Source organism: Ruegeria sp. HKCCD6647-2, assembly GCF_057221075.1.
This window is the reverse complement of the sequence record NZ_JBWVBD010000004.1, coordinates 152979-179969: the sequence shown is the minus strand read 5'-3', so window position 1 is coordinate 179969 and position 26991 is coordinate 152979. Positions and strand designations below refer to the sequence as shown.

Genomic DNA, 26991 nt, shown 5'->3' with positions numbered 1-26991 from the left:
TGCTAATGGTGCCTGTCAGATACATTTTTCCTGCGTGAAAATGACGCGAAGTTGATCCGGCGCTTTTGATTCAGCGCGGTATTGGCTGTTGGGCTATGCTAACACCAGCTTGCAGAGCCAGGAGAACGCAGCGTGGCGGACACGGCGAAACGAACGCGAAGATGGGTCATTATGGGCGGTGGCATTGCCATCGCGGCCGGATTCGCCATCCGGGAGTATCGGTTGATCCCGCAGGATTACGCCGGTGGTCAACTGAGTGTTTCAGAAGCCCACGCCCAGGCATCGTCCGGGGAAATTCTTTTGATCGACATCCGAACCCCGCGCGAATGGCAGGCAACCGGAGTTGGCGACTCGGCCACGCCACTGGATATGCGCCGCGCAGATTTCGTGCAAACGTTGTCCCGGCTGGTGGATGGGGACAAAGCCGCTCCGGTGGCACTGATCTGTGCCAGGGGCGTCCGGTCGGCGCGCATGAGCAACCAACTGACAGAGGCCGGTTTTTCCAACATAATCGACGTGCCCGAGGGTATGCTGGGTTCATCAGCCGGGCCGGGGTGGCTGCGCGCGGGATTGCCCGTTGACCGTTACACAGGGAACGAAGGATGACAGTGAAATATTGGCTTGCTCTGGGTTTGACCCTGACGGCGCAAACCGCGTTCGCCGCCTGCGGTGAGGATGAGGGGGTATGCGAGACGGCCTCGGGCTCGTACCAGATCGAACTGCCCCTAGCCGACAACCCACCCCTGGTAGTGTTTCTGCATGGGTACGGCGGCAGCGGATCGGGTACGATGAATAATCGCAGCATGGTCGATCCATTGCTCAAGCGAGGCTATGCCGTAATGGCGCCGGAAGGTGCAATGCGAAACGGGCGGCAAAGCTGGAATTTTTACCCGGGCTGGGAAGGGCGGGACGAAACTGCTTTTCTGACCGAAGTCGTCGAAGATGCGGCTGAACGTTTTGGGATCGACACGGATCGCGTTGTGCTTGGCGGGTTTTCGGCCGGTGGTTTCATGGTGAACTATCTGGCCTGTGCTTCCCCGGATACGTTTTCGGCCTATGTGCCGGTGTCCGGTGGCTTCTGGCGTCCTCACCCCGAGGCATGCAAAGGTCCGGTGCGCCTGTTTCACACACACGGTTGGACCGACAATGTCGTCCCGTTGGAAGGGCGTATTCTGGGCGGAGGGCGCTTTCATCAAGGCGACATCTTTGCAGGTCTTGAAATCTGGCGCGTGGCCAATGAGTGCCCCGATACCAAACCCGACGGATTCACCAACACAGGTGACTTCATGCGCCGCAAATGGACCCGGTGCGCGGATGGCAGCGCGTTGGAATTCGCCCTGTTCCCCGGTGGTCATGGCGTGCCCCAAGGCTGGGCAGACATGATGGTGGATTGGTACGAAGGCCTACCCGGCAGCTGATTATTCTGCCGGGGTCATTGTACCTTTGCCTTCAACCAGCCGTTTCAACTCGTCCCGATACCGGCGAGCGGACCGGGTGATGGCGGGTTCGCTGAAATCCTCGCGCATGCCGACCAGCCGACGCGCGGCGCCCGCGGATACTCCGCTGAGTGCAGACAGGGGGATGGCCAGCGCAAGGCTGATTGCGATTGGAGCCAGCCAGATGGATACCAACCCAGCCAGAATTCCGACGCTCAGCGCCACACCGCTGACGGTTTCCAGGGCGTGGCACAAGACAAGCGTCCGCAGCCCATAGGTTCCGCCGTCGCGCGCCTGCGGCGACCAGCCTTTTTGCAGACCCAGTGCGGTGCGGAACACAGCGATCATCTGCTGCACCATCAGGATCGGTGCGTAGAGGATCGACAGGATGACCTCGAACAGGAAAGAGGTGAAGAACTTGCGCCAACCGCCGAAGTCTGAATAGCGCGCGCCGCTCAGCGGCAGGGCGGCCACGCCCAGAACTTTGGGGGCCAGCAGCATCGCGTACATGACCAGGATAATCAGCACGTGGCGTGTCTCGGTCATTTCGGGCCATTGTGGGAACAGAGGGTTGTCAGGGCTGAAATAGTGCAAAACCGAGGCATCTTCGCCCTGACCGATCAGCGCCCACATCACCAACAACGCGAACCACAGCGGAGACATCAGGTATCCGACCGCACCATGGAACATGTGGAACCTCGATACGGCGCGGAAACCGGCCGAACCCAGCAGTTTCAGGTGTTGCAGGTTTCCCTGGCACCAGCGGCGGTCCCGCATGGCGTGATCGATCAGTGTGGGCGGTGTTTCCTCATACGAGCCGCGAATACGCGGCAAGAACCGCACGGCCCATCCCGCACGGCGCAGCAAGCCAGCCTCAACGAAGTCGTGGCTCATGATCAGCTTGTCCTGACCTTTGAACGAGCGCAGCTTGGGCAGACCAGCGCTGCTGGCAAAGGCCCTAGTGCGGATAATGGCGTTGTGGCCCCAATAGTTGCCCTCTTGCCCGCACCAGCGCGCAAGACCTTCGGCAAAGGCGATACCGTAAACTCCGTTGGCGAATTGTTGCATCCGGGCAAAAACGGATTGCGCGCCAATCAGTTGCGGATAGCTCTGAATCAGCCCTGCGCCCGGGTCGCGTGCCAGCGCATCGGTCAGGCGATAGATGGCGCGACCGGTCATCAGGCTGTCGGCGTCCAGCACCAGCATCGCGTCCCAATCGGCACCCCAATGGCTGACCCAATCGGCGATGTTACCCACCTTGCGATCTGTGTTCTCCGCGCGGCGGCGATAGTACAATTCGAGACCGGGTGCCAGTGTCGTGCGCAGCGCTTCGACGCTGGCCTGTTCCTGTGCCGCGATTTCCGGATCGCGTGTGTCGGACAAGATGAACATGGCATAGTGATGTTGCCCACCTCTCGCCCGCAGATCCTCCAGCATGGTGCGGGCATTGCCAAGAACGAACCAGGGGACTTCGTTGTACACGGGCATGAGCAAGGCCACCCGCAAGGCCTGCGGTCTGGTTTGGTTCTTGGGTCGATCCTGTCGGGACAGGGACACCATGCCCAAAAGTACGGTGCAGACGGTGAACGAGATCCAGAAGAAGTTGAACGAGATCAGGGCGAGAAGAATGGCTTCGATCAGGTTGATCCCCTCGGCCCCGAACCAGTCGGTCATGACCCAGAGCAGCCCAAGCGTGGCTGCCATGGCGGGCGAAAACGCAAGTGCGCGCCAGAATCCGGCGGACGCTTCGGCCTTGCCCGACGGGACCTGCGCATCGCGGAAGTCAGTGCTGAAATCCTGCGCCGGCATCGCCAGAGGCGCCTCTGGCGGCATGATATGAAGGTCGCGGTTCATGCGGTCCATCTGTAAAGCCAGACCTCAGAGGCCGGTTGCTTGTCTTTCAGCAACTGCGCGCGCAGTTCGATGTGGTTACGGTCGCCGGGTTCGAACGAGAATGCCAACCGCAAGCCGCCGGTATCCGGATTGCGCTGCAACACGCCATCCGAAGTTTCTGCGTGGGGCGAGTCGACAAAGACCGTCATCGCCTCGGGGTCTTCAAACAATTCGCTGGCTTCGAAATCGATGACGGCCAGGCGACCTTCGCCAAAGGTGTTTTCACCCATTGCAGTGTTGATCACCCGGGGCATCGGGGTGCGCTGGGGTTCTTCGCCCCAGATCAGACGATAGGACAGGTCGACCTGACTGCCGGCGGAATATGGCTCGGCCGGACGCCAATAGGCGACGATATTGTCGTAAATCTCTTGATCTGCCGGAATCTCGACCAGGGTGACGCTGCCTTTGCCCCAATCCTGACTGGGTTCGACCCAAAGACCCGGGCGCTTGTGATAGTTTGCCTCAAGATCCGCATAGTCCGAGAATTCGCGCTTGCGCTGCATCAGGCCGAAACCGCGTGGGTTCCTGTCCACAAACGAGGAAATCTGCAGACGGGTCGGGTTGGCCAGCGGGCGCCACAGAACCTCACCCGCGCCGTTGCGGATCATCAGCCCATCACTGTCATGCACGGCGGGCCGGAAATCATCGAACCGGCTGTGGTTGGTCTGATCGAACAGGAACATCGAGGTTCCCGGGGCGATGCCGACGTGGGTCAGCTCGGTCCGCGGAAACAGCGTCGCCTCGATATCCATGACGCAGTCTGCGCCGGCGGTCACGTTGAACCGATAGGCGCCGGTCACGCTCGGGCTGTCCATCAAGGCGTGGACGACCATATTGCGCTGGCCCGGTTCGGGACGTTCCAGCCAGAAGCGGATGAATTCGGGAAATTCCTCACCATCTGGGTCGCCGGTTTTCAGGGCCAGGCCGCGCGCAGACAGGCCATAAACCTCGTGCAGCCCAATGGCCCGGAAATAGCTGGCACCCTGCCAGACGCAGAACTCATCGGTTTTTCCGGGCCGGTGCATCTCGGTTCGAAGGCGCAGGCCGGAAAACCCCAACGTGTCATCGATGGGAAGTTGCGGCAAGTCTTCGGACTTGTCGAACATTGAAAGATCGAAGGCGACCGGTTTGGACATCCCGTTTTCGACGGTGGAAACCTTGACGGTGCGCGGAAAATATAAGCCCGGTGTGAAGAAATCGACGTTGAATGGTGTCTCGGTCTCGTACCAAAGCGCGCGATCCAGACGGAACCGGATCGAGCGGTATTGCTGATAGGTCAGGTCCTGCCATTCCTGCGGCACCATCTCGCGTTCCGCATAGGGACGGCTGGCCAGATCACGGGCCTGTGCGATCACGTCATTGCGATCAAAGGGCGCCTCACCCCCCGTGGCAAATGCGGACGGGGCAAATGCCAGTGCCGTTGTCGAGGCCAGAAATGCGCGGCGCGTGAAATTCATTTTTTAGTCTTCCAAGGATGTGACTTGAACCAAGCGGCCAGATAGGCCACGCAGATGATCATGGCAAAGCCAATCATGTTGGCCGCAAAGACACTGGCAACATCCCGCCCAGTCTGGTCCAATGCGACGCCGATAAGTCGCGCCGCTGCCATGGAAAATACGAACACGGCCAGTGATTGCTGCCCAACTTTCGATATCACCGCCAGCAGCCACTGCCAGACCCGCGCTGCCACACTGTGACCGGTTGCGATCAGGCGGTGACCGTGCTCACCGGCAGCGACCCAGCCCAGATAGGCCAGCGACAGAAAATGGATATAGCGCAGAACGCCGAACTCGGTCTTGCCACGCAGTTCTTCTGTCAGGGGCCACGCCTTGCGGATCAGTGCGCCGAGTTCCGGCCATGCGGAATTGACCCAAAGGAAGACTTTCCACGACCCGAAGGGCGCCGACAGGATCAGGAAAAGTGCGGCGGCCCAGATCAGGGTTTTGGAAACCGGTGGGGCCGGAATCCAGCCGCGCATGAGGGCAAAGCCGGTGAAAAACAGCAACTGCCAACCGAAGGGGTTAAAGAACCACTGGCGGTCTGACCAAGGTTCGGCGGGCAAGGCCAGCACCCCGGTTTGCGCCACCAGCCAGATCGCCACGGATGCAGCCGCCATGGCCCAGAAGTTGATCCGGTACAGCGCCATGAACAGAGGCATCATGGCCAACACCACCAGATACATTGGCAGGATGTCGAAGTAATTGGGCACATAGGTCAGTGTAAAAAGCCCCACCAACTGCGAGGCCGGATCATTGAAAAAATGCTGCAGGTTCAGGGACGAGATGTAGTTCTTCTCAAAGGAACCGGACTGGTTCAACGCAGCCATGGTCATCGCGACGAAGAAAAACAGGCAGATGTGCGCCCAGTAGACCTGCCAGATCCGGAACGCGACGCGCGCCGAGCCCATCCACCATCCTTTGCGCATGAAGGCCCCGCCAAAAGCAATAGCCGAGGCCATGCCTGAACAGAACACGAATATCTCGGTCGCGTCAGAGTATCCGAACCTCGCCGGAATCCACTTGGACCAGGGGTCGTTTGGAATATGGGCAATCAAAATGATGAACATTGCGATGCCACGATAAAAGTCCAGCCGCGGATCGCGCGTACTGGCAGTGGCTGCGGCCGAAGCCGCAACAGGCGCAAAATCAGAAGCGGGCGATGCAGTCGCCATACAGTTTCTGTCCTTCTTAGTCTTTTTTTGTTATTCGGCGGGGACGCTTTGAACCTCGCCGCTGTCGCGGGCCGCTTCGATTAATGCGCGGCGCGCAAGTGCGTAATTGTCTTCGCCCCCGGCGCGTTTGGCGCGACGATCGTCCAGAATACGCTCGACTTCATCCAGACGACCGGAGCGCAACCCGGAGTCAATTGTGATGCGCTCGAATACATCACGTTGGGCGTGGCTACCACCCGCCAGTTGCATCGACCCGCGTGCGTTCAGCAGGTGGTCAAATGCAATCCCGTACTGACCATCGCCAAAAGCCTCAAGACCCATCGCCGCAGCAACACCCGGATCAGCCATGCGGCGGGTCGTGTCATTGTTGGCCTGAGAGGCGTCCTTGTGAATGCGACCCAGCATCTTGGCCGTTGCATCGTTGCGATTGTCACCGGTCAGGGCAAGCAGGTAATGCAGATCGGCAAAGATCAGACAGCCATCTTCCGTTCGCGCAGCGCTGAGATCTGCCAGTTCTTCCCAGCGATTGCCGACATCAATGCCTTCCAACTCCAGCCGTGACAGCAGCGAGGTCGCGTTCGAAATGTCGCGGTAATCGTCGGTCTTGTCCTTACGGATATACTCATCGTACAGGGTCATCACGTGATCGACCTGACCGAGATCAAGATGCATCAGGGCCTTGTGCCACCAGACGTGATAGCGGAAATTGTTGCAGTGTGACCAGGCATCCTCTCGCCCGGCCAGCCAGTCGAGACCCAGCTGGGCATTACCAGTCATCTCATGCACGTGCGCAACCGCATGCAGGCCCCACGCATCGTCTGAAACCATCCACAGGGCCTGACGACCGGCAATTTCGGCCTTTTCATAGGCGCCTGTTTCTTCCAACGCAAAGGAGTGACAGCCCAGCAGGTAGCCGCGGCCCGGATGATCCGGCTCATAGGCGGGCATTATCCGTTCCAGGGACCGGCGCATACCTTGCGCATCGCCAAGGACGAAACGGGTCGCATGGCTCAGCTTCATCGCCAGCGTATCTTGTGGATGTGTGCGCAGAATTTCTTCGAATTTCTGAACGGCTTGCGAGGGGTGACCTGCAAGCCAGACGCCAAGCGCGTCGACATACAAACGTTCACGCGCCGAGACAGGTTGCTGTTCCATGGCTGCATTGGCAGCTGCCAATGCCTCGACCGCAACGGGCAGAATCTCGCGCCGGCCCAGCAGAACCATGAACAGACCCTTGACCGCATGACCCAGTGCGAACTGGGGTTCAAGTTCCAGCACTTTGCCAAGATGTTGCGGAGTGATCGCAGCATGAGCCATGAACCCAAGAAGAACACCATTCCAGGCTTCGACACTTGCCGGCTGGCTCAGGGTGTTCATCTGTCCAAAAACGTCTTGTTTCATGCTTGGGTCCAATCCGATTGCAAAATTCTACACTGTTCGATGTAGCAGAGTGTGTCAGCGGGTCGTAACAGTATCGACCCTGCTCTCGAATTGGTGAAAAGCTGTGTGTGGAAAACGCGAAAAAAACCGCCGATTCAAGGGCATGTTTCAGCAACATGCCGCTTAAACAAGCAGAGTGTTTCAATCCTCGAAGGGGTTTTCCGCGCTCAGGACGGTTTCAGTATCTGCGCCAAAGACCGGCGGGGCGCTGCGATATGTTACAGGCGTGCGGGACAGGTTCAGGGGATTTCCGATCAATTGCACGACGCCCGGCGCGGCCTGCATGGCGACCTGCATCTGCCGCGCGGCAACCTGATCTGTCGCAAAAACCTGATCCAATGTTTGCACGGGGCCGACGGGTACCTTCAACGCTTCCAACCCGGTGATCACTGAGGCTGTGGTGAGCGCCCGAACCGCCGGGCGCAAGACGGCATTCAAGGCATCCCGGTTTTCCAGCCGGGCGGGGTTGGTGGCAAAACGGGGATCATCGGCGAGATCGGGTTGCTCAATGAAGCCGCAGAATCTTCGGAACTGCCTGTCGTTGCCGACTGCCAAAATCACATGCCCGTCGGCGGTTTCATAAACGTCATAGGGAACGATATTCGGATGACCATTGCCGCGTCTCTGGGGGACATTGCCCGAGGTCAGATAGTTCACCCCTTCGTTGATCAGCCATGCGACCTGCGCGTCGACCAGCGCCAGATCGATCTGTTGACCCTCGCCGGTTTGGTCGCGGTGCCGCAGGGCGGCCAGAATCCCGACGCAGGCATACATTCCGCACATGACATCGGCAATGCCGACACCAACTTTCATCGGCGGTCCTTCGGGGTCTCCGGTAAGAGACATGATACCGCCATAGCCTTGCGCCATCAGGTCATAGCCCGGTTTCGAAGCGTTTGGTCCGGTCTGGCCATAACCCGAAATCGAGCAGTAGACCAATCCCGGAAGCTCCGCCGACAGAGTTGCATAGTCCAGCCCGTATTTGGCCAGACCTCCGGGTTTGAAATTCTCGATCAAAATATCCGCGTGTCTCGCCAACCGCCGGATTTCGGCTTGACCTTCAGGTGTGGCGATGTCGACGGCAACCGATTTTTTGTTTCGGTTCGAGGACATGAAATAGGCGCTCAGGTCCGATGGGTTGCCATCTGTGCCCAGCGCGTATGGCGGGCCCCATTGTCGAGTGTCGTCGCCGCCGGTAGCAGGATTTTCGATCTTGATGACACTCGCGCCCAGATCTCCCAGCAGCTGCGTACAGGTGGGCCCAGCCAGAATGCGGCTAAGATCCAAAACCTTGACACCCTTCAGGGGGCCTTCAGATGCGGCCATCGTAACCTCCGCGGTCGATTACTGCTGCGATAACCGTGAATTTGTCGGCGTTCACTGCCTCGTTCAGCGCTGCGCGCAGCTCTGTCCGGTTGCGCACTGTATGTCCAAAGCCACCGAACGCCCGACCCATGGCGGCAAAATCGTGATGGTCGAAATCCACGCCGCGGTTTCCCATCTGGCGTTGACGCTGCTTCAGTTCGATCAAGGCAAGGCTGGCATCCACGAAGACCAGGAAGATCGGATTGCCGCCCATTTCCGCGGCTGTCGAAAGTTCTCCGGCCACCATCAGGAACCCGGCATCGCCGGAAAAGCTGATCACCGGGCGCTCGGGCTCGACCAGCTTCAGACCGATCGCCATCGGCACTGCGCAACCCATGGTGCAGAGCGCCGAAGACTGGATCAGCCCGCGCTCCTCGAAACACTCCCACATCTGGCTCAGTAGAATGCGGTGCGCGCCGCTGTCCGCTGTTGCCAGAGATTCAGGCGGCAGTGTTTCGCGGGTTTCAGCGATGATGGCGGCCGGTCCCCAGTCCTCATCTGTCGGAAAGGCTTTGGTCAGCGCTTCTTTGATTTGTGAAGGTTCGCCTCCGGGCCAGGTTTCACGGGCCGGATTTCCCTTGGCAATGGCCTCCAGCGTCGCGTTGGTGTCGGCGACCAGGTTCAACCCCGCCTGATGCATGTAGTGATCGTTTATCACGGCCGAGATGTCGATGACGCGTTTATCATCCGGATCCCAGATCTCGCGCCAACCGGGACGCATTTCGATCGGATCGTATCCGAGGCACAGGATCAGATCTGCCTGCTCCACCAACGGCACCAGATGCTTGTCCGCAAGCGGCGACAGACCCGCGCCACCTAGACAGAGCGGATGATCCTCGGGAACAACACCCTTGGCCTTGTACGTCGTGACAAACGGGATACCAAAATGTTCCAGAAATGCCCGAACGACACAGCGCGAGTTGTCATATAGAATGTCCAGTCCCAGAATCGCGATGGGGCGTTCCGCCTCGGCAACCCAACGGCGGGCCTTTTCCAGACATTCGCCTTCGGGCGCGACTGGCGCCACCTTTGCCAACCTGCGTCGTTTCAAACTGGTCACCGGGGTGTCCGCGACCGAGATCGGCACGTCGACATGCACCGGGCCGGGGCGTGGTTGCATCGCAAGCGAGACGGCCTTGTCTGCAACGACGTCAGCGCCTTCGGCCGTAAGCAGATATGTGCCCTTGGTAATCGAGCGATAGACCCGAGAGTGATCCATAACCTGATGGGTGTAGGTCAGCGCCTCATCCGCATCGACGCAGCCCGTCAGCACGATCATCGGCACCCGGTCCTGCAACGCGTTCGCGACCACGTTGATTCCGTTCATCGCACCGGGGCCCAACGTGGCGACCAGGATCGCCGGAGCCCCGTCACGGTGATGCACGGCCTCGGCCATGAAGCCAGCGGCGTTTTCATGTTTGGTCAGGTGAAATGCGATGCCTGCTTTTTCAAGCGCGTCGACCAGTGTCAGAACCTCGCCACCGGGCATACCGAATGCATGGCGGCAACCGGCCTCAAACAACCGTTCGGCCAATAGATCCGCAGCGCGGGGAGAAGGGTCCTGCATCAGTCATGCTCCGAATTGAATGTTGGCAAGCAGATTGCGGAGGACGCCCCCGGACGCAAGGTGGATCACGCCAGTGTGACTATTTGACTGCGCTTTCGGCCACCGCCTGAAACTTGATGTCCAATTCCTCGGCAATTTCGGCCAATTCCTGACCGCCCTCTGCCGCATAGGGCGCAAAGACAAAGCTGGGCGTTTTGTAGGACAGCGTGGCCGTGCCGTCGTCATTTTCGGTCACATAAAACCGTATTGGTGCTTCGATCATGGCTGCGGTCGAAGTCCCAAGTACCCGCACTGCGTAGTCATTGTTGAACGCCCCAATCACCAGATTTCCGGGAATGGTGATCCCTCTGGCCGCCGCTGCCTTGGTGGGGCCGGCTTGTGTGACAACGATCAGACCATTTTCTTTCACTGCAGTCTTAGTGGCGTCCACCAGTTGCTCATAGCTCTTGTCGGTAGGGTAGACAGCCCATCCGGCCAAGGGTTCTTGGGCCAGCGTGGGAACGGTCAGCATACACAAAACGGGTAACAATGCCTTCATGACCGCGCCTCCCTTGGATCGGTAGCGTGATTGTTGCCCGAAATTGCGAGGTGGTGCACTCACATTCCTGTGTATCAAAACACGACAGAGGCTTGCTCTGTAGTCGCGAAACCCGCAGAAACGCGTGAACGTTTCCGAACGAGGCCAAGTTGGACAAGATTCGTTTGCTGATCTGTGAAAGCTGTGCGGGCACGCGCGATCGCGATGCTGAACGTCGGGCAGTGCAAGCTGCGTTGACCATTATCGGGCTGGACGACAGGGTCGAGGTCGGAGCTCATGCCTGCTTCAGCGGTTGCGACAGCCCTACCACGCTGGTTTTGCAGGGGCAGGGGATGGCTTCATACGTCTTCACGGGGATTGATGCTGTCGCTGACGCAGAAGACATCGCTGCAACATGTCGGGCGTTTTTGGACAGCCCCTCGGGTTGGATTGAAGACGCCCGGCCATGCGGGCGTCTTCGGATGTGTCTGCGTGCGCGTGTTCCGGCGCTTTAGTTGACCTGAACCGTGACGGCAGTGCTGACCGGTACGTTTTCGACCGTCAGCGGGCTGTGGCTGTTTGCGTTCAGCGAAACTGAAACCTCGACTTCACCCTTCGGCAGGTCGGGAATATGCATCCAGTTGCCATAAAGGCGCGCCAGCTTCTCGCCATTCACATAGACATGGGCGTGACCCTCGCCGTCATTGTCAGCCTTCGATGCGTTTTCCGGCGAGAACCGGAAGTTCTGAGGCATGACGTGCAGGTTCCAGCCGGCCATCGGGTCCTGTGTCAGCGCGATTTCCAAACCGGGTGCATTCGGACCGGATGGCAGGTTTACGGCGGTGGAATGGTCGTGCGCCATCGCCTCGGCATGGGCGCTGCCGTGATGGGAAGGATCGGAATGGTCATGACCGTCGAAAGTGACACCATTGGCTGCGGCCAGCACAAATCCAGCGCCTCCGCCAAAGACCAGACCAATTGCAAACAGAGCAAGTGAGCGGGACATTTCTTATCCTTGAAAAACAATAGCCCGCCGGGGTTTGCCCGGCGGGCGCGTCATGCAGTCGATCAGGCGCTTGCTTCGGCGTGCTTGGCTTCTCTCTGCCAGAAATACCCGGCAAAAGACCCAACCAGTACCCAGGCCACCAAACCGATGCCAAAGGCGCGTGCTGCGAACAGCGCGCCGATTTCGGTTGGAACAGGCCCGGTGAAGACATCCGGTTCCGGTGCGCCGATCACATGCGGGGCCAGCAGCAGCGCGGCAGCAACAACATAGCTGATGAGATTACCGCCAAAGGCGATCAGCCACATGGCAACACCCGCCGCGGCTACCGTTGCGAACCACCAGACCTGCCGGGCATAGACATCAGCCGCGGCAACGCCGGGAACTTCCGGTGCCAGCGTAAAGCCTGGCGCCAGGTGAAAGGCGACAAAGCCCGCAAGCCCCCACAGAACGCCGGTGCGGCCATCGACCGTATGCCCAAGACCTTCGGTCACCGACATCAGCGCAACCAGCACCAGCGCATAGCCGGTATAGGTCAGCATCGTGAAAATCACGCTCAGCGCGTCGCGGGTCAGGTCCGAGAACATGCCCGGCAACTCGGGGTGGGCAGAGACGGCTTCGGCTCCGAAATGAACCAGCTCACCCGATTCATACAGTTCGGCGTGCAACAGAACCGGTTGCACAAACGCAAGCTGCAGCAGAGCGGCAATCAGCCCCGCTGCAGCACCAGCGAACAACGCGCTGGTCAGAATGCGACTGAACATTGTCTCAGTGGCAGGGGAAGCCGGTTGCGTGGCGCACGTCATGCGCTGCGTCATGCAGCGCAGCCGCCTGAACATGGCCGGTCAGGGTGATGATGCCCAGACCCAGTGCAACAGCGAACAGAGCCGAAAGTACACCTGTGCGAGCGACCGATGCCGTTTGAGTTTGTGTCGTCATATTTATCCTCCTGTGCCGCCGCACCCGACGGCCGGTGTTTCAATTTTCGCCTGGCAGGTCTCCTGGCTCGCGGGTCGGTGCCTCTGTTCGCCTTCCCCCCGGAACCGGGAGTGGCTGGTTGAACAGGGGCTCACCGCTTACAGTCGCGGGGGCGGCTTTGGATTTGACCTGCGTGCAGGCCGCACCAAATTCCCTCTTAGCATCCGGATGTCTCCGGCAGGACCAGACAGTTTCATTTAGCCGTGAAGGGCTCGCGCACGCAATGACCAAATGCGACGTTTTCGGTCAGATCCCGCGCTTTTTCAGCAGATAGATATCCATGATCCAACCATGTTCCGCCCGAGCCCGCGCGCGGATTTCAAGAATCTCGTGCGCCACGTCGGCCAACGGGCCCTTGATCAGAATCTCCTCCGCCATGCCCACGTAAGCGCCCCACCAGATGTCGAATTGGGCCATATCGAGGCATTGGAAAGAGCATTCTCCATCCAGCATGACAGCCACTTTCGAAGCAGCGTCCGGCCACCCTCCGTCTCGCAAACGCCGACCTGTTGTCACCACATAGGGCGCGCCAATGTCGTTGATCGGAACGGCATGCGCGGCCGTCAGCGCCTGCAATGCTGTTATGCCGGGAACCACGCGCGTTTTCGGCTGTGGGTCGAGGCGCGAGGCGATCCGAAGCGAACTGTCGTAGAGCGAAGGATCACCCCAGATCAGCAAGGCGACGGTGCGAGCCTCTGGGTGGGCGTCAATCGCGTCACGCCAGCGTTCGGCTATCGCGTCGTGCCATTCATCCACACCGCGAAGGTAACCATCTTCGGCCCGTCGTTTTGGGATGTCGAAATAGGCGGTTCTTGGTGGCTTGTCCGCGACCTGTGCGATGATCTGCTCCCGAATTCCAGCCAGATCCGCCTTGTTTTCACCTTTGCGGGGAATCAGGATCAGATCTGCCTCTCGGATCGCCTGCGCGCCCTGAAACGTGACATGATCGGGATTGCCGGTGCCAATGCCAATGAGGTTCAGTTCAATCATCGTCAAACTCTGCCAACGGGCCGTACAGGATCAGGGCAGGGGCCGTACCGATCTCGGTTTTCAGTTTTTCGGACAATGCGCCGATGGTAGAGCGATGCAGAACCTGATCCGGTGTCGAGACCGACTCCGCCATAAGTGCCGGGGTATCCAGAGGCAGACCGTGCGCATGCAGTGTTTCGACCAGCAGCGGAAAGGTGCGTTTTCCCATGAAAACAACCGAAGTCGCACCGGGATCGGCCAGCGCAGGCAGGTTCAGGTCCTCCGGCAATTTGCCGCTGACATCATGGCCGGTGACAAATTGCACGCGCCGCGCTGTCAGTCGCCGGGTCAGCGGAATTCCCGCCGCAGCGGCCGCTGCTACCGCTGATGGAATGCCTGGAATGATCTCATATTTGATCCCGGCTTCGCGCAGCGCGACTAGCTCTTCTTCCAGGCGCCCGAACATCCCGCCATCGCCTGATTTCAGGCGCACCACATGCTGCCCGGTCTGCGCATATTCCACCAACAAGCGGCTGACATGATCCTGCTTGGGCGAGGGGCGGCCAGCACGTTTGCCTACACCGACCAAATCGGCATCCGAGCGTGCATGGCTCAGAATGGGTCCGCTGCTGAGGTCGTCGAACAACACCGCGTCCGCCTTTTGCATTCGATCAACGGCCTTGAGCGTCAACAATTCCGGATCACCCGGACCCGAACCTATGAAGCTGACGAATCCGCTCATGCCGACGCCTCTGCAATCAGGTGGAAAAAGGTGCCGGTGACATTGCCACGCTGTGAGCCCGTTTGCGGCCCCTCCGCGCCTTCGGCATCAAAGACACGCGCCAGCGGCGCGTCCGGCTGTTCAACAATCGACGAATAGTGGAATTCATGCCCGCGCAGCGCTGTTCCGGCTGCAAAGCCAGGCATCGGCGCCAGCAATTCGGCCCGGCGATAGCCGAGGTTGAACTTGCGCTTTTCATAGGAAGTCACCAGACCCAGCAGTCCCGCCATCCGGTGCGAGGTTCCTTCCTTGTCCACCAGAACCTCTCCCAGAGCCATATATCCGCCGCATTCGCCGTGCACGGGCTTGGTTCCGGCGTGTTTGCGCAATCCGCTCAGGAACGTGTCGGCAGCGGCCAGAGTACCTGCGTGCAGTTCGGGGTAGCCTCCGGGCAACCAGACCAAATCCGCGTCCGGTGCAGGCGCTTCGTCTGCCAAAGGAGAAAACGGCAGAATCTCTGCCCCTGCACTGCGCCACCCTTCCAGAAGATGTGGGTAGGTAAATGAAAACGCTTCGTCCCGAGCCAGTGCGATCCGTTGCGCCGGAGGGCGCGGCAGCGCGGCTGACGATGGCCCAACCGGGCCTGAGGAGGCCGCCGCCTTGATCGCCTCAAGGTCCACATGTTCGCGCAGGAATGCAGCGTATCCTGCAATGGCGCTTTCCAGATCAGGATGCTCGACGGCCTGAATCAGGCCCAGATGCCGTTCGGGCAGGGTCAAATCGCCACGCCGTGGAAGGATCCCCAGAACCGGCAGGCCGGCCCGCTCCATCCCCAACCGGGTCAGGCGTTCGTGCCTTGGACTGGCGCAACGGTTCAGGATCACACCGGCAAACGGCAGATCGGGGTTGTACATTCGGAAGCCCAAAGCAGTCGCAGCGGCGGATTGCGCCTGACCGCCTACATCCAGTACCAGCACCACGGGCCAGCCCATGCGCAGAGCCGTCTCGGCGCTGGACCCATGACCCAGCTCTCCTGGCTTGGCGACGCCGTCAAACAAGCCCATCGAACCTTCCGCGACCACGATATCCGCGCCATCGGCTTGGGCCGAAATCGCGTTCAACAGGGGCTCATCCATTGCCCAGCTATCGAGATTGAACGAGGCCCGCCCGGCAGCCGCCCGATGAAAGGCGGGATCGATGTAATCCGGCCCGCTCTTGAACGGCTGAACGGACAGCCCGTCCTCGGCCAGCGCCCGTAACAGGCCCAGCATGACCGTAGTCTTTCCGGTGCCCGACGAGGGCGCTGAAATCAAAAGGCCCGGAGGGTTAGTCATCACCGTGGCTCCAGCTCGACCACGGGCTGTCGGCACTTTGCGGGCGATAGCGGCGGTCGTAGGTTTTGGAATACAGACAGCTTTCGTCGAATCCCTCACCCGCCAATGCGGGGCCAACCATGATCAGCGCTGTGCGCGAGATGCTTTCATCCAGCGCGTCTTTCAGGGTTTCAAGCGTTGCACGAATGATCTTCTCATCCGGCCAACTGGCACGATAAACCACGGCGACCGGACAGTCCGCACCATAGGCAGGCGACAGATCTGCAATCACTTGGTCCAGATTGCCGATCGACAGATGAATGGCCAGTGTCGCACCGGTCCGGGCGAAGTTTTCCAGTGTCTCACCCTCAGGCATTGACGATGCGCGACCTGGTGTGCGGGTCAGCACCACCGATTGCGCCAAACCGGGCAGGGTCAGTTCGGTGCCAAGTGCCGCCGCAGCCGCTGCAAAGGACGGCACGCCCGGGGTGACGCTGACCGGTATGCCCATCTCTTTCAATCGGCGAATCTGCTCGCCCATTGCTGACCAAACCGAAAGATCGCCGGAATGCAGTCGTGCCACATCCTGACCTGCCTTATGCGCGATCTCGATCTCAGCCATGATCTGATCCAGATCCATCGGGGCGGTATTCACGATTTTAGCGCCTTCCGGGCAGTGGCTCAGGATTTCTTCAGGGACCAGAGAGCCGGCATAAAGGCATACCGGGCAAGAGGCGATAATATCGCGCCCGCGCAGGGTCAGCAGGTCGGCGGCGCCCGGTCCGGCACCGATGAAATGAACGGTCATATCTGTCCTCCGATGGCGACGGCGCAAGTGGCAAGCCGGTCGTCCGAGATTTGTCTGGGTGAGATCAACCGCGCGCCGGGTCCGGCGGCAGCAAGGGCGGATGCTTCGGCCACGCTGCCAGTGCCATATGTGGCGCGGCTGCGGGCCGAGCAGGTGAAGGTGCGCTCTCCGATCAAGTCCGCGGACTCGACGAATTTCAGCGGCAGGCCCGTCGTTTCCACGAACTCGGTCAGCGCCGGGTGACCATCTTTGTCGGCGGCTGTTGCCAGGGCTTCAACGTGCTGACCCACGGTGGCCAGATTAAACGCGGCGCGCAGGCTGTCTGCAGTTGCAGTAGATGAAAACCCGATACCGGCCACGATCATAGCGTCGCGCTCCACTGAACCACCGGATAGGCAGAATTCCATCCACGCCGGGGGCCAAGTTGGCCTGCCTGAGCCAGTTCAATGCGCAGCAGGTCTCCACCCAGCTTGGCGTGCCATTGCGCCAGCAGGGCTTCACTTTCCAAAGTGACGGCATTGGCGACCAATCGAGTGCCGGACGGCAGATTTGCGTGTAGCCAGATCAGAAGTTCGGTACTCAACCCACCGCCGATGAAAACGGCGTCGGGTATGGGTAGATCGGGCAAAACTTCGGGCGCTGTCCCATGTACCACGTCCAGCCGGTCCTGGCCCAATGCGTCCGCATTGCGACGTATGCGCTCGGCGCGGTCGGCGCGCGGTTCAATCGTAGTCGCGGTCAGGGTCGGATCGCACATCAACCATTCGATACTGATCGAACCTGTGCCTCCGCCGATGTCCCAAAGGCGCTCGCCCCTCTGCGGCGCCAGCGCCGACAAAGTAAGCGCGCGGATCGGGCGTTTGGTTATCTGTCCATCCGTCTCGAAGATGTCGTCCGGCTTGCCCGAGGCCTTGGGAAAAGCTCGACCGGGACCTGTGACCTCGAGCCCGGCGCATACGGGATGGTCAAACGTGCCCAGCAGCGCCTCGGTCAGCGATACAATCCGGGTGTTTTCCCGCGGGCCACCTAAAGCTTGCATAACGTGCAGCTTGCTGTCGGCAAAGCCTGTCTCGGTCAAGTATGATGCCAGCTCGGCGACGGCTTTGCCGTCGCGCAATAACAGAATGGCGTGCAACCCTGAAGACAAATGGGGGCGCAGGCGAGTCAGGGGCGCGGCGTGCAATCCAAAAGTCAGCGTGGTTTCCAACGGCCAGCCCAACCGGGCCGCCGCAAGCGAAAAGGTCGATTGGCCGGGCAGGGCGGTCCACTCTCCGGCTTCGAAGTTGCGCGCGATGACCGACCCGGCACCGAACCAGAAGGGATCACCTGAAGCCAGAACAACGGTACGACGTCCGCGCAGGTCGTTCAGGATCGGCAGGCCATCGGCAAAGGGAACCGGCCATTCGATACGGTCCGCGCCGGATTCCGGGATAAGCGACAGATGTCGCGGCGGCCCCATGACAACTTCGGCGTTGTCCAGCACTTGACGGCTTGCGGATGACAGGCCATCCAGTCCATCTTCGCCCAGTCCCAGAACGGTCAGCCACGGAGCCTCACGCATGTCCAACCTCCTGATCCTTGGTGGTACGACCGAGGCCAATGCCCTGGCCAATGCTGTCGCCGAACAGGGCATAACGGCAATCTATTCTTACGCCGGCCGCGTCGACAACCCGCGTCCACAGCCCTTGCCACTGTGCGTTGGCGGTTTTGGTGGCGCGGACGGGTTGGTCAGATACATCCGCGAGACCAAAATCAGCCATCTGGTTGATGCAACCCACCCATTTGCCGCGCAGATGAGCCGGAACGCGGTCGAGGCGTGCAACGTGACGGGCATTCCGATGGCGGCGCTGACACGGCCCGCCTGGACCAGCCAGGTCGGGGATCTCTGGCACCGCGTTCCCGATATCGCCGCCGCGGTCGATGTCCTGTCCGGCCCCGCTCAGCGGGTCTTTCTGGCCGTTGGCCGGATGCATCTTGAGGATTTTGCGGCCCAGCCCCAACACAATTATCTGCTTCGATTGGTGGATGAGCCAGAGAGGTTGCCTTTGCCGAACTGCGAGGTGGTCGTTGCGCGCGGCCCGTTTACGGTGGCGGGTGACCGTGCGCTGATGGAGCGCCACAAAACCGAACTTGTCGTATCCAAGAACGCGGGCGGCACTGGTGCCCAGGCCAAACTGGATGCTGCGCGAGCGCTGGGCGTGCCGGTGCTGATGATCGACCGTCCCGTCCTGCCGCAGCGGACGGAGCTGTCGAGCGTGGCGCAGGTTCTGGACTGGCTGGCTCATTCCGGAGTGAACCTCGGCGTATAGACGATCGGATCGCTGTTTCGTTCGATCACGCGCGTGCGCGATGATCCGACGATCACGACAGTCTGCATGTCAGCCATATCCGGCGTCGCCTCGGCCAGGGTCGAGATGCGGATCGCCTCATCGGCGCGCGATACGGCGCGGGCAAATAATATGAGCCGCTCGGGCTCGCATTCCTCGCGCAGGATTTCAAGCGTCTTTACAAAACCTTCCGGCCGAGACTTCGAGCGAGGATTGTAGAAGGCCATCGAAAAGTCGGCCTGCGCCGCCAGACGCAATCGCTTTTCAATCAGGGACCAGGGCTTGAGGTTGTCGCTGAGGTTGATGGCACAGAAGTCATGCCCCAACGGCGCCCCCGCACGGGCGGATGCGGCCAGCATCGCAGTGATGCCGGGTAGCACGTCGATCTGAATATCGCGCCATTCTTCCGGGCCGTTTTCCAGCGCCTCGAACACCGCCGCCGCCATGGCGAAAACGCCCGGGTCGCCCGAAGAGACCACAACCACGCGCTTACCCTCGGCAGCCATCTGCAATGCGTGCTGAGACCGGTCAATCTCAACCCGGTTGTCGCTGGCGTGCAAAGTCAGCCCTTCGCGTTCCGCCACGCGGGCAACATAGGGGATGTACCCTACCACATCTGTCGCTTCCGCCAGCGCCGCTGACACCTCGGGCGTCACCAGATTTTCGTTGCCCGGTCCGAGACCTGCAATCTTGACCCAGCCGCTCATGGGCGACGCCCCTGACCGTGGACGATGATGATTGAAAAATAGGGTGTAACTTTCTCGCAAGCTTCGGACAGCTTTGTTACCGTCTGGTTCGGCATCTGCGCGAATTCCACGATCCACGCGCGGTTATAGAGACCGGCTGTTTTCAACGCCCGTTTTACCTTGTCGATATTGCGCCCGATCTTCATCACGACCAGAGCGTCGGTCTGCGCCATACGCTCGGCCAACGTATCCTCGGGCAACGTGCCAACCAGAACTGTCAGCACGTCATCGCCCCACGTGATCGGATCTCCGGTTGCGGTCCACGCGCCTGACATTCCAGTAATCGCCGGGACGACATCAACATCAACATCATCGCGCAATCGACTGTAAAGGTGCATAAAAGATCCATAGAAGAATGGATCTCCTTCGCACAGAACGACAACTTCCTCGCCGCTTTCGGCCAGTGTCTTAAGGTGTGCGGCGCAGTCCTCGTAGAACGCGGAAAGCAATTCGTTATAGCGCGGGTCAGTCACGGGAATTTCCGTGGTTACGGGGTATTCCATTGGGAATTCCACCGCGCCACTGGGGATCATGCCGTTCACGATCTTTCGCGCCTGTCCGCTACGCCCGGGCTTGCGGAAGAATGCAATGTGGCGAGCGTTCCGCAACAAACGATCTGCGCGGACGCTCATCAGATCCGGGTCGCCGGGGCCGAGGCCGAGGCCATATATCTTGCCCGCGCTCATTCCGCACGGCTCGCAATGGCATTGATTGCCGCCACGGTGATGGCGCTGCCGCCCAGACGGCCCTTCACAATGCAGGACGGAACGGGTTGCGCTTCCCACAGGGCGTCCTTGGATTCGACCGCGCCGACAAAGCCCACCGGACAGCCGATGATGGCGGCCGGCCGGGGGCAATCGGGATCTTCCAGCATGTTCAGCAGATGGAACAGGGCCGTTGGAGCGTTACCAATGGCGACCAGCGCGCCTTCCAGCTTGGGCCGCCACAATTCCAGCGCAGCGGCCGAGCGGGTGTTGCTCATCTCAGCGGCCAAGGGGCGCACGCGTTCGTCATGCAGGGTGCAGATCACCTCGTTATCTGCGGGCAGGCGAAATCGGGTCACACCTTCGCTGACCATGCGCGCGTCGCACAGGATCGGTGCGCCGCTTTCCAGCGCAGTGCGAGCGGTCGAAACGAATCCAGGTGAGAAATGCACGAACTCCTCCAGCCCGACCATCCCGGCAGCGTGGATCATGCGGACGGCGACCTGTTCTTCGTCGGCGTCGAACCGGGCCAGATCGGCTTCGGACCGGATGGTGGCAAAGCTCTCCTTGTAGATCGCCGCGCCATCGGTTTCGTATTCATAGGGCATCAGGTGAAGTCCATGGTCATGAGTGTTTCGGGGTCGAGCCCGCGCTGGCAGGGCTCATCCCCCGCGCGGCCCTGTTTGACAAGATCAAATCGACCGTTCTGGCCAACCAAAGTGACATCGGCAGACCCCATTCGGGCGCATCCCTTGGCGCAGCCGGAGACATGAAGGCTGCCGGGAACACACGAGGCCAATACGCGAGCGATCTCGCGCGTTTCCACCTGCGCCTGCGGGCAGAACGGAGCGCCGGGGCAGGCGTCGGTGGTCATCAGCGGGTCGGTGCCATCCGTGACAAAATCCGGAGCGGGTAACGCCGCCCCGCCTTCCAGCAGGATCAGTCGCCACGGGGTGACCCGCAGGGCCAAGGCGCCACTGTCATTCATCAGATCGTAGAGCTTTCGTGCGGGCAATTGTCCAAAGGCCGCACCGTAGAACGTGCCCAGATCACAGTTGCCGGGTTCCAGCGGCGTACCAACCGCGCCCGGCGCACCACCTTGCCATTCCTTCGGAAGTCCGTGCGTTGCAACAGCCCGGGCCATGCGGCGGGTGTCTTCTGTGAAGTTATCGGCAAACCAATTTGCCAGCGCAATCAGGTGGTCGACGGCTTCGTCTTCGGTGACGAGTCGTCCGGTTTTGGACCCGTCCGCGCGCAGGACCATGCCGTCGGGGGCCATCTCCAACCGGATATCTGCAGAGTCCGCTGCCAAAAGTCGCGCAGGGCCAGTGTCGATGGCAAAGCCGAATTTGGCCGGTAGAGCGGGCAGTTCTCCCAGGCGATCAATCAGTTCCTGCGCCAGCCGGGCGGTTAGGTCACCCGTCTGATAGAGTGGTGAGACCAGAATATTGCGCCGCACTTCAATACCGGCTTCGGCATCCAACAGGTTTAGCGCGGCAAGTTCCTGCAGCAACGCCTGATGGTCAGTTTCTTTCACGCCACGCAGTTGCAAATTGGCGCGGTTGGTCAGGTCAATAGTGCCGTTGCCGAACTGTTCCGCCAAGTCACACAGTCCAAGTGTCTGCGCGGCAGTGAGGCGCGCTAGTCGGGGTCGTACCCGTACTACCAGCCCGTCGCCCGACATCATCGGTCGGTGTGCGCCGGGGCACCAGCCCTGGACGATGGGTTCTTTTTTCAGGGCGCTCATCCCAGCCCCTCCAGATTGGCGCGGATCGAATTGCTGCGCGTGTTCCACAACCCCGCCTCCAGCAGAGCGCGGAACCGGTCCTGCATAGCTTGGTAAGCTTGCGGGTTTGCCTCTTGCAGGAAGGCGTCCACTTCTGCGTCTCCCAACGTTGCGTCATGATAGAGATCAAAAAGATGCGGCGCGACCGTGCCGGACAGATGTGCGAACGAGGCCATGTGATCCAGCGTCGCCGCGATTTCGGCGGCCCCCCGGAACCCATGCCGTTGCATGCCTGCGATCCAGCCGGGATTGGCGGCGCGAGCATGGACAACACGACTGATCTCTTCAGGCAGCGTACGGGCGCGCGGATTTTCCGGATTGGTATTGTCCAGATGATAAAGCTGCGCAGTGCCGCCGGTGATCTTCTTGGCGGCCGCGAACCCGGCCTCATGCGTGGCATAGTCATTGGCCAGCAGCAGGTCGGTCTCGGTCAGATCCTGCAGGTGCACGAAGCTGTCCGCATTTGTGACACGCTGAGTGATGCCGTCGACATCCTGCGCGATTTGCTCTCCTTCGATGGCGAAGGAACTGGCCTCAAGCCAAGCTTGCCCGGCCTGTTCGCGCGCTTCGTCCGTGTAAGTTTCGGAAAGGTGCGTCATGTTCAGGCCATAGCTGCCCGGTGCTGGGCCAAAGACCCGCACGGCGGGGGCCTGCCCGGCATAGGGGTTCCAGTCCGGTGCCTCGTCACGTTCGGACAAGGCCCGTACCGCCTGACCAAACAGCGCCGAAAGTGTCGGGAAGACGTCCCGGAACAGACCCGAGACCCGCAGGGTCACGTCCAGGCGCGGGCGGCTGAGGTCGGTGATCGGCAGCACCTCGATGCCGGAGACGCGCTCTGAGCCCTTGTCCCAGACGGGTTTGACGCCCAGCAGATGCAGCGCCATGGCGAACTCCTCGCCTGCCGTGCGCATGGTGGCCGAGCCCCACAGATCGATGATCAGCCCCTTGGGATAGTCACCTTCCTCCTGCAGGTGGCGTCGGACCAGTTCCTCGGCCAGTTTCACGCCCTGCGTATAGGCAGCACGGGTCGGAACTGAGCGCGGGTCCGTTGTATAGAGGTTTCGCCCTGTGGGCAGCACATCCGACCGCCCGCGATAGGGTGAGCCCGAGGGACCGGCTTCGATCCGTTTTCCGGCCAGCGCATTGATCAGGGCGCAGCGCTCGGCATGGGCCGAAGGAGCTGGGTTGAAATTACCGGTCACATCGGGGACGCGGCCAAAGATGTGCAGACCATCGCCGAACTGGCTTTCCTTGATGTCGCAGACAAAGCGGTCGATGCGGGTGATTGCCTCGGCGGTGCAGGTGGCCTGGTCGAGGCCCAGATCGTTCTCCAGTCCGATGGCCTGCGCCTCATCCCGGATATCCGCCTGCAGCCGGTCTCGGCGCTTGGGGTCCAGCCCGTCGGCGTTCGAGAATTCATCCAGCAGCGATTCCAGCCGCACCATTCGGTCCGGCGTTCCGCTTTCCTTCATTGGGGGCGGGATATGGCCCAGAGTGACCGCGCCGATCCGGCGTTTGGCCTGCGCGGCCTCGCCCGGGTCATTGACAATAAACGGGTAGATCACCGGCAGGTCGCGGATCAGCGCTTCGGGCCAGCATTCGTTGGACAAAGCGACCGACTTGCCCGGCAGCCACTCCAGCGTACCATGGGCACCGATATGGATCAGAGCGTCCGCGCCGAGGCCCTTGCGCAGCCATAGGTAGAAGGCGACATAGCTGTGGCGCGGGGTGCGCGACAGGTCGTGGTAGTCGTCATCCCGCAGCTCGGGCGTGCCGCGTTCGGGTTGCAGCGCGACCAGAGCGTTGCCGCGACGCAGGGCGGTGAAGTGGAAGGCACCGTCGATGAAAGAGGGGTCGTCTTCCGGTTCGCCCCAGACGGTTTGCAGGTCGGTCCGCAATTTCTCGGGCAGGTCCGCCAGCTCGGTCAGGTATTCGTCCAGCGGCCACGAGATGCGGGCGTCCAGAAGTGTCTCGGCGATCGGCTCAGCCGGGGCAGTGTCATAGCCCTCGGCCTGTAGATCGGACAGCATCGCCTCGGCGGAGGCCAGCGCATCCAGACCCACCGCATGGGCCATCTGCCAGTCCTTGCCGGGATAGGTGGACAGCACCAGCGCCGGCACGTGATCCGCCTTGGGCTTGTCATGCAGGGCCAGCCAACCGGTGACGCGGTCGATGATGGCTTCGATCCGCTCGGGTTCGGCCCGGTGGGCAAAGCGGGAGTATTCCAGATGCGGATCGCGCTTTCCGGGCTCCTTGAAGGATGCGATGCCCGCCGAAATGCGCCCATCCACCTCGGGCAGCACCACATGCATTGCCAGATCGGCAGGGGAGAGGCCGCGCTCCGCCTCGGCCCAAGCCTTGCGGCGTGAGGTCGCGAGGGCAATCTGGAACACTGGCACACCCGCTGCATCCAGAGGCGATGTGCCCGTCGCGCCCTTGCCCGAGAAAGAGGTGGCATTGATAATGGCCGCAGGGGTCAGCGCCACGACTTGCTCGCGCAGCCAATCAGCAGATGCTGGCGCCTTCAAGGACGGTGCGAACAAGCCGACCGCCTCAAATCCGCGCGCGTGCAGGCTGCGGATCAAGGCTGCAATCGGGGCAGTGTCAGCTGACGTCAGATAGGCGCGGTAGAAGGTCACGAGTATGCGTTTCGCGTCGCCCGAGAAGGCCTTGTCCACCGGGATAACGCCGCGATCGGGGCACCATGCTCCGCATTCGGGCAGGGTTTTTGCCCCCATCACCGGCCCGGCATAAAGCCCCGCCGCCAATGCCATCTGCGCCAGCGCAGCCTGCGCTGCGACTTCACCACCGGTATCACACAGATGCGCCAGCCGCCGCAGAGTCGAGACGGGCAGGGTGGAATAGTCATCCAGCCGCGTATCTTCGCGCCCGTCTGCCGGCAGAACGGCCAGCGCGATGCCTTTGGCCTGCGCCAGCGCCAGAACCTGCTGAAGACCGTAGGACCAATAGGGCACGCCACCGATCAAGCGGATCAGGATGCCCTTGGCCCCCTCCAGCGTTTGATCCACATAGGTGTCGACCGACAACGGGTGTTTCAGCGCCGTCAGATTGGCCAGCCGCAGGGTGGGCATCCGCCCCTCCGGCCCGCCCCCGCGATGCCAACCCGCCGCAAAAGCGCCAAGGTCGCTGTCGGAAAAGGACAGCACCACCAGATCCGCCGGGCTCTGGCCCAGATCGGTTGGGGTCTCGGTTTCTTCTAACCCGTGGCTTTCGCGGAAGACGACGTGCATGTGTGGTTACTCGGCGGCCTCGGCAACTCCCACGAGGATATCGCGGATTGCGGCCTCTTTGATGTCGTCATGCTCGGCAATGACCACCAGTCGCGAGCGGCGCTCTTCGCCGGGTTCCCATGGGCGGTCGTACTGGTGGCGCACGCGGGCACCGACAGCCTGCACCAGCAGGCGCATGGGTTTGCCCTGGACGGCGGCATAGCCTTTGACGCGCAGGATATTCAGTTCGTTGGCCAGACGTTCGATATTGGCGACCAGTTCCGCCGGGTCGGTCTGTTCCGGCAGCTCGACGATGATGCTTTCGAAATCGTCATGCTCGTGATCGTGGTGGCCGTCGTGATGCGAGGGACGGGCATCCATGTCATCCTCGGCTGCGGCTTCCAGACCCAGAACAACGCGTACGTCCACGACGCCTTCGGCCACTTCGACCACGGGCAAGGGGCGTGGGGCCTCGGCCGCGATGATCTCTTTGGCCTTGGCGACGCCTTCCGGGCCGGCCAGGTCGGGCTTGGTCAACAGAATGATGTCTGCACATGAGATCTGATCCTCGAACACCTCGGACAGGGGTGTTTCGTGGTCGATCGAGTCATCGGCCAGACGCTGCGCGTCCACCGCTTCGACATTTGGCGCAAAACGCCCAGCGGCGACGGCCTCGGCATCGGCCAGAGCGATCACGCCGTCGACGGTGATCTTGGACCGGATATCGGGCCAATCGAACGCCTTCAGCAGCGGTTTCGGCAGGGCGAGGCCGGAAGTTTCGATCAGGATGTGATCGGGGCGCGGCTCCAGTGCCATTAGTGCTTCGATGGTCGGAATGAAATCGTCAGCCACGGTGCAGCAGATGCAGCCATTGGCCAGTTCCATGATGTTTTCCGCCGGGCAATCCGGAATTGCGCAGGACTTCAGGATGTCACCATCGACGCCAACATCGCCGAACTCATTGACCACAACGGCCAGACGCTTGCCCTGCGGGTTCTGCATCAGGTGGCGCACAAGCGTGGTTTTGCCCGAGCCCAGAAAGCCGGTGATCACGGTGACGGGAAGTTTCTCAAGAGTGCTCATTCTCAGGCTCCAATCGGGGGGATGCGCGAGGCGCAGTTTTTGCGGAAATGCTCGGGGCGCTCGCGCCATTTGACCAGGCCGTCTTCGGTGGCCAGATACTTGGTCGCGCCGTCGACGATGACGTCGACATGATCGGTTTCGTTCAGGTTTTCATAGACGAAGGTCCAGCGATCCGGTCCACCGCGCAACACGATTGAGCATCCCTGATCGCAGTTCGACAGACACTCGACCGGTTTCAGGGTAATGCCCTCGGGCAGGTTGGCCCTTTCCAGCGCCTTGTGCAGAAGGGTGCCGGGCCGTTCCGCGTCGTCTTCAATCGGCAACCCACGGCGGCACGTAGTGCAGACCAGCAGCTCGACTGGCGCCGTCTCTGTCATGTCTCTCATCCCCCCAAATCCTCTTCGCGGGGGACGGGGTTTCATGCGGGCCACGTG

General features: G+C 61.0%; 27 protein-coding genes and 1 riboswitch. Of the genes, 4 read left to right on the top strand and 23 right to left on the bottom strand.

Annotated elements, in window-relative coordinates; all coding sequences use genetic code 11:
• Window positions 1-132: 132 nt before the first annotated feature.
• Together AC2TDJ_RS12335 and AC2TDJ_RS12330 are read left to right on the top strand one after the other, a co-directional pair.
• On the top strand, window positions 133-606 hold the full coding sequence (locus tag AC2TDJ_RS12335; RefSeq protein WP_480842595.1) for a rhodanese-like domain-containing protein: 474 nt from the start codon (window positions 133-135) through the stop codon (window positions 604-606).
• Window positions 603-1418 carry a CE1 family esterase gene (locus AC2TDJ_RS12330; protein ID WP_480842593.1) on the top strand — a complete coding sequence of 272 codons (816 nt, stop codon included), beginning with the start codon at window positions 603-605 and terminating at the stop codon, window positions 1416-1418. Before AC2TDJ_RS12335 ends, AC2TDJ_RS12330 begins: the two co-directional genes overlap by 4 nt.
• Here AC2TDJ_RS12330 and mdoH read toward each other — a convergent pair whose 3' ends face one another.
• The 7 genes from mdoH to AC2TDJ_RS12295 all read right to left on the bottom strand — a co-directional run bounded on the left by mdoH (window position 1419) and on the right by AC2TDJ_RS12295 (window position 10910).
• Entirely contained in the window at window positions 1419-3290 is a 1872-nt protein-coding gene (mdoH, locus tag AC2TDJ_RS12325) for a glucans biosynthesis glucosyltransferase MdoH (protein WP_480842591.1), read from the bottom strand.
• The gene (locus AC2TDJ_RS12320; protein ID WP_480842590.1) at window positions 3287-4786 is read right to left on the bottom strand and encodes an OpgD/OpgG family glucan biosynthesis protein; all 1500 of its coding nucleotides are present in this window, start codon (window positions 4784-4786) and stop codon (window positions 3287-3289) included. The genes mdoH and AC2TDJ_RS12320 overlap by 4 nt, the downstream gene beginning before the upstream one ends.
• On the bottom strand, window positions 4783-6000 hold the full coding sequence (locus AC2TDJ_RS12315; protein WP_480842588.1) for an OpgC family protein: 1218 nt from the start codon (window positions 5998-6000) through the stop codon (window positions 4783-4785). The genes AC2TDJ_RS12320 and AC2TDJ_RS12315 overlap by 4 nt, the downstream gene beginning before the upstream one ends.
• Window positions 6001-6030: 30 nt before the next feature.
• The gene (locus tag AC2TDJ_RS12310; protein WP_480842586.1) at window positions 6031-7401 is read right to left on the bottom strand and encodes a tetratricopeptide repeat protein; all 1371 of its coding nucleotides are present in this window, start codon (window positions 7399-7401) and stop codon (window positions 6031-6033) included.
• Between the two features lie 180 nt (window positions 7402-7581).
• A complete protein-coding gene (locus AC2TDJ_RS12305) occupies window positions 7582-8766 on the bottom strand; it encodes a CaiB/BaiF CoA transferase family protein (RefSeq protein ID WP_480842584.1) in 1185 nt (394 codons plus the stop codon).
• Window positions 8753-10372, bottom strand: coding sequence for a thiamine pyrophosphate-binding protein (locus AC2TDJ_RS12300; RefSeq protein ID WP_480842582.1), 1620 nt, complete (start codon window positions 10370-10372; stop codon window positions 8753-8755). The genes AC2TDJ_RS12305 and AC2TDJ_RS12300 overlap by 14 nt, the downstream gene beginning before the upstream one ends.
• Window positions 10373-10451: 79 nt before the next feature.
• Window positions 10452-10910 carry a DUF302 domain-containing protein gene (locus tag AC2TDJ_RS12295; protein ID WP_480842580.1) on the bottom strand — a complete coding sequence of 153 codons (459 nt, stop codon included), beginning with the start codon at window positions 10908-10910 and terminating at the stop codon, window positions 10452-10454.
• A 149-nt stretch (window positions 10911-11059) separates the two neighbouring features.
• On the opposite strand from AC2TDJ_RS12295, the gene AC2TDJ_RS12290 reads away from it, so the two are divergent.
• Window positions 11060-11404 (top strand): DUF1636 family protein, encoded by a 345-nt coding sequence (locus AC2TDJ_RS12290; protein ID WP_480842578.1) that lies wholly within the window; start codon window positions 11060-11062, stop codon window positions 11402-11404.
• Here the strand turns inward: AC2TDJ_RS12290 and AC2TDJ_RS12285 are convergent.
• The 9 genes from AC2TDJ_RS12285 to cbiE form a co-directional block, all read right to left on the bottom strand.
• Window positions 11401-11895, bottom strand: coding sequence for a hypothetical protein (locus AC2TDJ_RS12285; RefSeq protein WP_480842576.1), 495 nt, complete (start codon window positions 11893-11895; stop codon window positions 11401-11403). The genes AC2TDJ_RS12290 and AC2TDJ_RS12285 overlap by 4 nt on opposite strands.
• 62 nt (window positions 11896-11957) lie before the next feature.
• A complete protein-coding gene (locus AC2TDJ_RS12280) occupies window positions 11958-12656 on the bottom strand; it encodes a CbtA family protein (protein ID WP_480842574.1) in 699 nt (232 codons plus the stop codon).
• 4 nt (window positions 12657-12660) lie between these two features.
• Complete coding sequence (locus AC2TDJ_RS12275) at window positions 12661-12831, bottom strand: CbtB domain-containing protein (RefSeq protein WP_480842572.1); 171 nt, start codon at window positions 12829-12831, stop codon at window positions 12661-12663.
• A gap of 35 nt (window positions 12832-12866) precedes the next feature.
• Window positions 12867-13073, bottom strand: a riboswitch (cobalamin riboswitch).
• A gap of 43 nt (window positions 13074-13116) precedes the next feature.
• Window positions 13117-13860 (bottom strand): precorrin-6A synthase (deacetylating), encoded by a 744-nt coding sequence (gene cobF / locus AC2TDJ_RS12270; protein ID WP_480842570.1) that lies wholly within the window; start codon window positions 13858-13860, stop codon window positions 13117-13119.
• A complete protein-coding gene (cobA, locus tag AC2TDJ_RS12265; protein ID WP_480842568.1) occupies window positions 13853-14581 on the bottom strand; it encodes a uroporphyrinogen-III C-methyltransferase in 729 nt (242 codons plus the stop codon). Before cobA ends, cobF begins: the two co-directional genes overlap by 8 nt.
• Window positions 14578-15894 carry a cobyrinic acid a,c-diamide synthase CobB gene (locus tag AC2TDJ_RS12260; RefSeq protein WP_480842566.1) on the bottom strand — a complete coding sequence of 439 codons (1317 nt, stop codon included), beginning with the start codon at window positions 15892-15894 and terminating at the stop codon, window positions 14578-14580. The genes cobA and AC2TDJ_RS12260 overlap by 4 nt, the downstream gene beginning before the upstream one ends.
• The gene (gene cobM, locus AC2TDJ_RS12255; protein WP_480842564.1) at window positions 15887-16681 is read right to left on the bottom strand and encodes a precorrin-4 C(11)-methyltransferase; all 795 of its coding nucleotides are present in this window, start codon (window positions 16679-16681) and stop codon (window positions 15887-15889) included. The genes AC2TDJ_RS12260 and cobM overlap by 8 nt, the downstream gene beginning before the upstream one ends.
• Window positions 16678-17046 carry a cobalamin biosynthesis protein gene (locus AC2TDJ_RS12250; protein WP_480843032.1) on the bottom strand — a complete coding sequence of 123 codons (369 nt, stop codon included), beginning with the start codon at window positions 17044-17046 and terminating at the stop codon, window positions 16678-16680. The genes cobM and AC2TDJ_RS12250 overlap by 4 nt, the downstream gene beginning before the upstream one ends.
• Window positions 17043-18242, bottom strand: a complete 1200-nt coding sequence (gene cbiE, locus AC2TDJ_RS12245) for a precorrin-6y C5,15-methyltransferase (decarboxylating) subunit CbiE (RefSeq protein WP_480842562.1) — start codon at window positions 18240-18242, stop codon at window positions 17043-17045. The genes AC2TDJ_RS12250 and cbiE overlap by 4 nt, the downstream gene beginning before the upstream one ends.
• On the opposite strand from cbiE, the gene AC2TDJ_RS12240 reads away from it, so the two are divergent.
• Window positions 18241-18990: a cobalt-precorrin-6A reductase gene (locus AC2TDJ_RS12240; RefSeq protein ID WP_480842560.1), complete on the top strand. Its 750-nt coding sequence runs from the start codon at window positions 18241-18243 to the stop codon at window positions 18988-18990. The two genes, cbiE and AC2TDJ_RS12240, sit on opposite strands and share 2 nt — an antisense overlap.
• Here AC2TDJ_RS12240 and cobJ read toward each other — a convergent pair.
• The 7 genes from cobJ to AC2TDJ_RS12205 are packed head-to-tail and all read right to left on the bottom strand — an operon-like array spanning window position 18963 to window position 26934.
• Window positions 18963-19715: a precorrin-3B C(17)-methyltransferase gene (gene cobJ, locus AC2TDJ_RS12235; RefSeq protein WP_480842558.1), complete on the bottom strand. Its 753-nt coding sequence runs from the start codon at window positions 19713-19715 to the stop codon at window positions 18963-18965. The genes AC2TDJ_RS12240 and cobJ overlap by 28 nt on opposite strands.
• The gene (locus tag AC2TDJ_RS12230; RefSeq protein WP_480842557.1) at window positions 19712-20440 is read right to left on the bottom strand and encodes a precorrin-2 C(20)-methyltransferase; all 729 of its coding nucleotides are present in this window, start codon (window positions 20438-20440) and stop codon (window positions 19712-19714) included. The genes cobJ and AC2TDJ_RS12230 overlap by 4 nt, the downstream gene beginning before the upstream one ends.
• Window positions 20437-21066, bottom strand: coding sequence for a precorrin-8X methylmutase (locus tag AC2TDJ_RS12225; protein ID WP_480842555.1), 630 nt, complete (start codon window positions 21064-21066; stop codon window positions 20437-20439). Before AC2TDJ_RS12225 ends, AC2TDJ_RS12230 begins: the two co-directional genes overlap by 4 nt.
• The gene (gene cobG, locus AC2TDJ_RS12220; protein WP_480842553.1) at window positions 21066-22205 is read right to left on the bottom strand and encodes a precorrin-3B synthase; all 1140 of its coding nucleotides are present in this window, start codon (window positions 22203-22205) and stop codon (window positions 21066-21068) included. The genes AC2TDJ_RS12225 and cobG overlap by 1 nt, the downstream gene beginning before the upstream one ends.
• Window positions 22202-25495, bottom strand: a complete 3294-nt coding sequence (cobN, locus tag AC2TDJ_RS12215; protein WP_480842551.1) for a cobaltochelatase subunit CobN — start codon at window positions 25493-25495, stop codon at window positions 22202-22204. Before cobN ends, cobG begins: the two co-directional genes overlap by 4 nt.
• A 6-nt stretch (window positions 25496-25501) precedes the next feature.
• Window positions 25502-26557 (bottom strand): cobalamin biosynthesis protein CobW, encoded by a 1056-nt coding sequence (cobW, locus tag AC2TDJ_RS12210; protein WP_480842549.1) that lies wholly within the window; start codon window positions 26555-26557, stop codon window positions 25502-25504.
• A gap of 2 nt (window positions 26558-26559) precedes the next feature.
• On the bottom strand, window positions 26560-26934 hold the full coding sequence (locus tag AC2TDJ_RS12205) for a DUF1636 family protein (RefSeq protein ID WP_480842547.1): 375 nt from the start codon (window positions 26932-26934) through the stop codon (window positions 26560-26562).
• Between the last annotated feature and the right edge of the window lie 57 nt (window positions 26935-26991).

Bases quoted from the DNA above. Each gene is read 5' to 3' on its own strand.
- AC2TDJ_RS12285 (WP_480842576.1), bottom strand. From the start codon at position 11,895: ATGTCCCGCTCACTTGCTCTGTTTGCAATTGGTCTGGTCTTTGGCGGA.
- AC2TDJ_RS12225 (WP_480842555.1), bottom strand. From the start codon at position 21,066: ATGCCCTATGAATACGAAACCGATGGCGCGGCGATCTACAAGGAGAGC.
- AC2TDJ_RS12250 (WP_480843032.1), bottom strand. From the start codon at position 17,046: ATGATCGTGGCCGGTATCGGGTTTTCATCTACTGCAACTGCAGACAGC.
- AC2TDJ_RS12300 (WP_480842582.1), bottom strand. From the start codon at position 10,372: ATGCAGGACCCTTCTCCCCGCGCTGCGGATCTATTGGCCGAACGGTTG.
- AC2TDJ_RS12330 (WP_480842593.1), top strand. From the start codon at position 603: ATGACAGTGAAATATTGGCTTGCTCTGGGTTTGACCCTGACGGCGCAA.
- AC2TDJ_RS12305 (WP_480842584.1), bottom strand. From the start codon at position 8,766: ATGGCCGCATCTGAAGGCCCCCTGAAGGGTGTCAAGGTTTTGGATCTT.
- cobA (WP_480842568.1), bottom strand. From the start codon at position 14,581: ATGAGCGGATTCGTCAGCTTCATAGGTTCGGGTCCGGGTGATCCGGAA.
- AC2TDJ_RS12275 (WP_480842572.1), bottom strand. From the start codon at position 12,831: ATGACGACACAAACTCAAACGGCATCGGTCGCTCGCACAGGTGTACTT.
- AC2TDJ_RS12295 (WP_480842580.1), bottom strand. From the start codon at position 10,910: ATGAAGGCATTGTTACCCGTTTTGTGTATGCTGACCGTTCCCACGCTG.
- cobF (WP_480842570.1), bottom strand. From the start codon at position 13,860: ATGATTGAACTGAACCTCATTGGCATTGGCACCGGCAATCCCGATCAT.
- AC2TDJ_RS12280 (WP_480842574.1), bottom strand. From the start codon at position 12,656: ATGTTCAGTCGCATTCTGACCAGCGCGTTGTTCGCTGGTGCTGCAGCG.
- cobW (WP_480842549.1), bottom strand. From the start codon at position 26,557: ATGAGCACTCTTGAGAAACTTCCCGTCACCGTGATCACCGGCTTTCTG.
- AC2TDJ_RS12240 (WP_480842560.1), top strand. From the start codon at position 18,241: ATGTCCAACCTCCTGATCCTTGGTGGTACGACCGAGGCCAATGCCCTG.
- mdoH (WP_480842591.1), bottom strand. From the start codon at position 3,290: ATGAACCGCGACCTTCATATCATGCCGCCAGAGGCGCCTCTGGCGATG.
- AC2TDJ_RS12230 (WP_480842557.1), bottom strand. From the start codon at position 20,440: ATGAGCGCGGGCAAGATATATGGCCTCGGCCTCGGCCCCGGCGACCCG.
- cobM (WP_480842564.1), bottom strand. From the start codon at position 16,681: ATGACCGTTCATTTCATCGGTGCCGGACCGGGCGCCGCCGACCTGCTG.
- AC2TDJ_RS12310 (WP_480842586.1), bottom strand. From the start codon at position 7,401: ATGAAACAAGACGTTTTTGGACAGATGAACACCCTGAGCCAGCCGGCA.
- cbiE (WP_480842562.1), bottom strand. From the start codon at position 18,242: ATGCGTGAGGCTCCGTGGCTGACCGTTCTGGGACTGGGCGAAGATGGA.
- AC2TDJ_RS12260 (WP_480842566.1), bottom strand. From the start codon at position 15,894: ATGACTAACCCTCCGGGCCTTTTGATTTCAGCGCCCTCGTCGGGCACC.
- cobG (WP_480842553.1), bottom strand. From the start codon at position 22,205: ATGAGCGCCCTGAAAAAAGAACCCATCGTCCAGGGCTGGTGCCCCGGC.
- cobJ (WP_480842558.1), bottom strand. From the start codon at position 19,715: ATGAGCGGCTGGGTCAAGATTGCAGGTCTCGGACCGGGCAACGAAAAT.
- cobN (WP_480842551.1), bottom strand. From the start codon at position 25,495: ATGCACGTCGTCTTCCGCGAAAGCCACGGGTTAGAAGAAACCGAGACC.
- AC2TDJ_RS12320 (WP_480842590.1), bottom strand. From the start codon at position 4,786: ATGAATTTCACGCGCCGCGCATTTCTGGCCTCGACAACGGCACTGGCA.
- AC2TDJ_RS12205 (WP_480842547.1), bottom strand. From the start codon at position 26,934: ATGACAGAGACGGCGCCAGTCGAGCTGCTGGTCTGCACTACGTGCCGC.
- AC2TDJ_RS12315 (WP_480842588.1), bottom strand. From the start codon at position 6,000: ATGGCGACTGCATCGCCCGCTTCTGATTTTGCGCCTGTTGCGGCTTCG.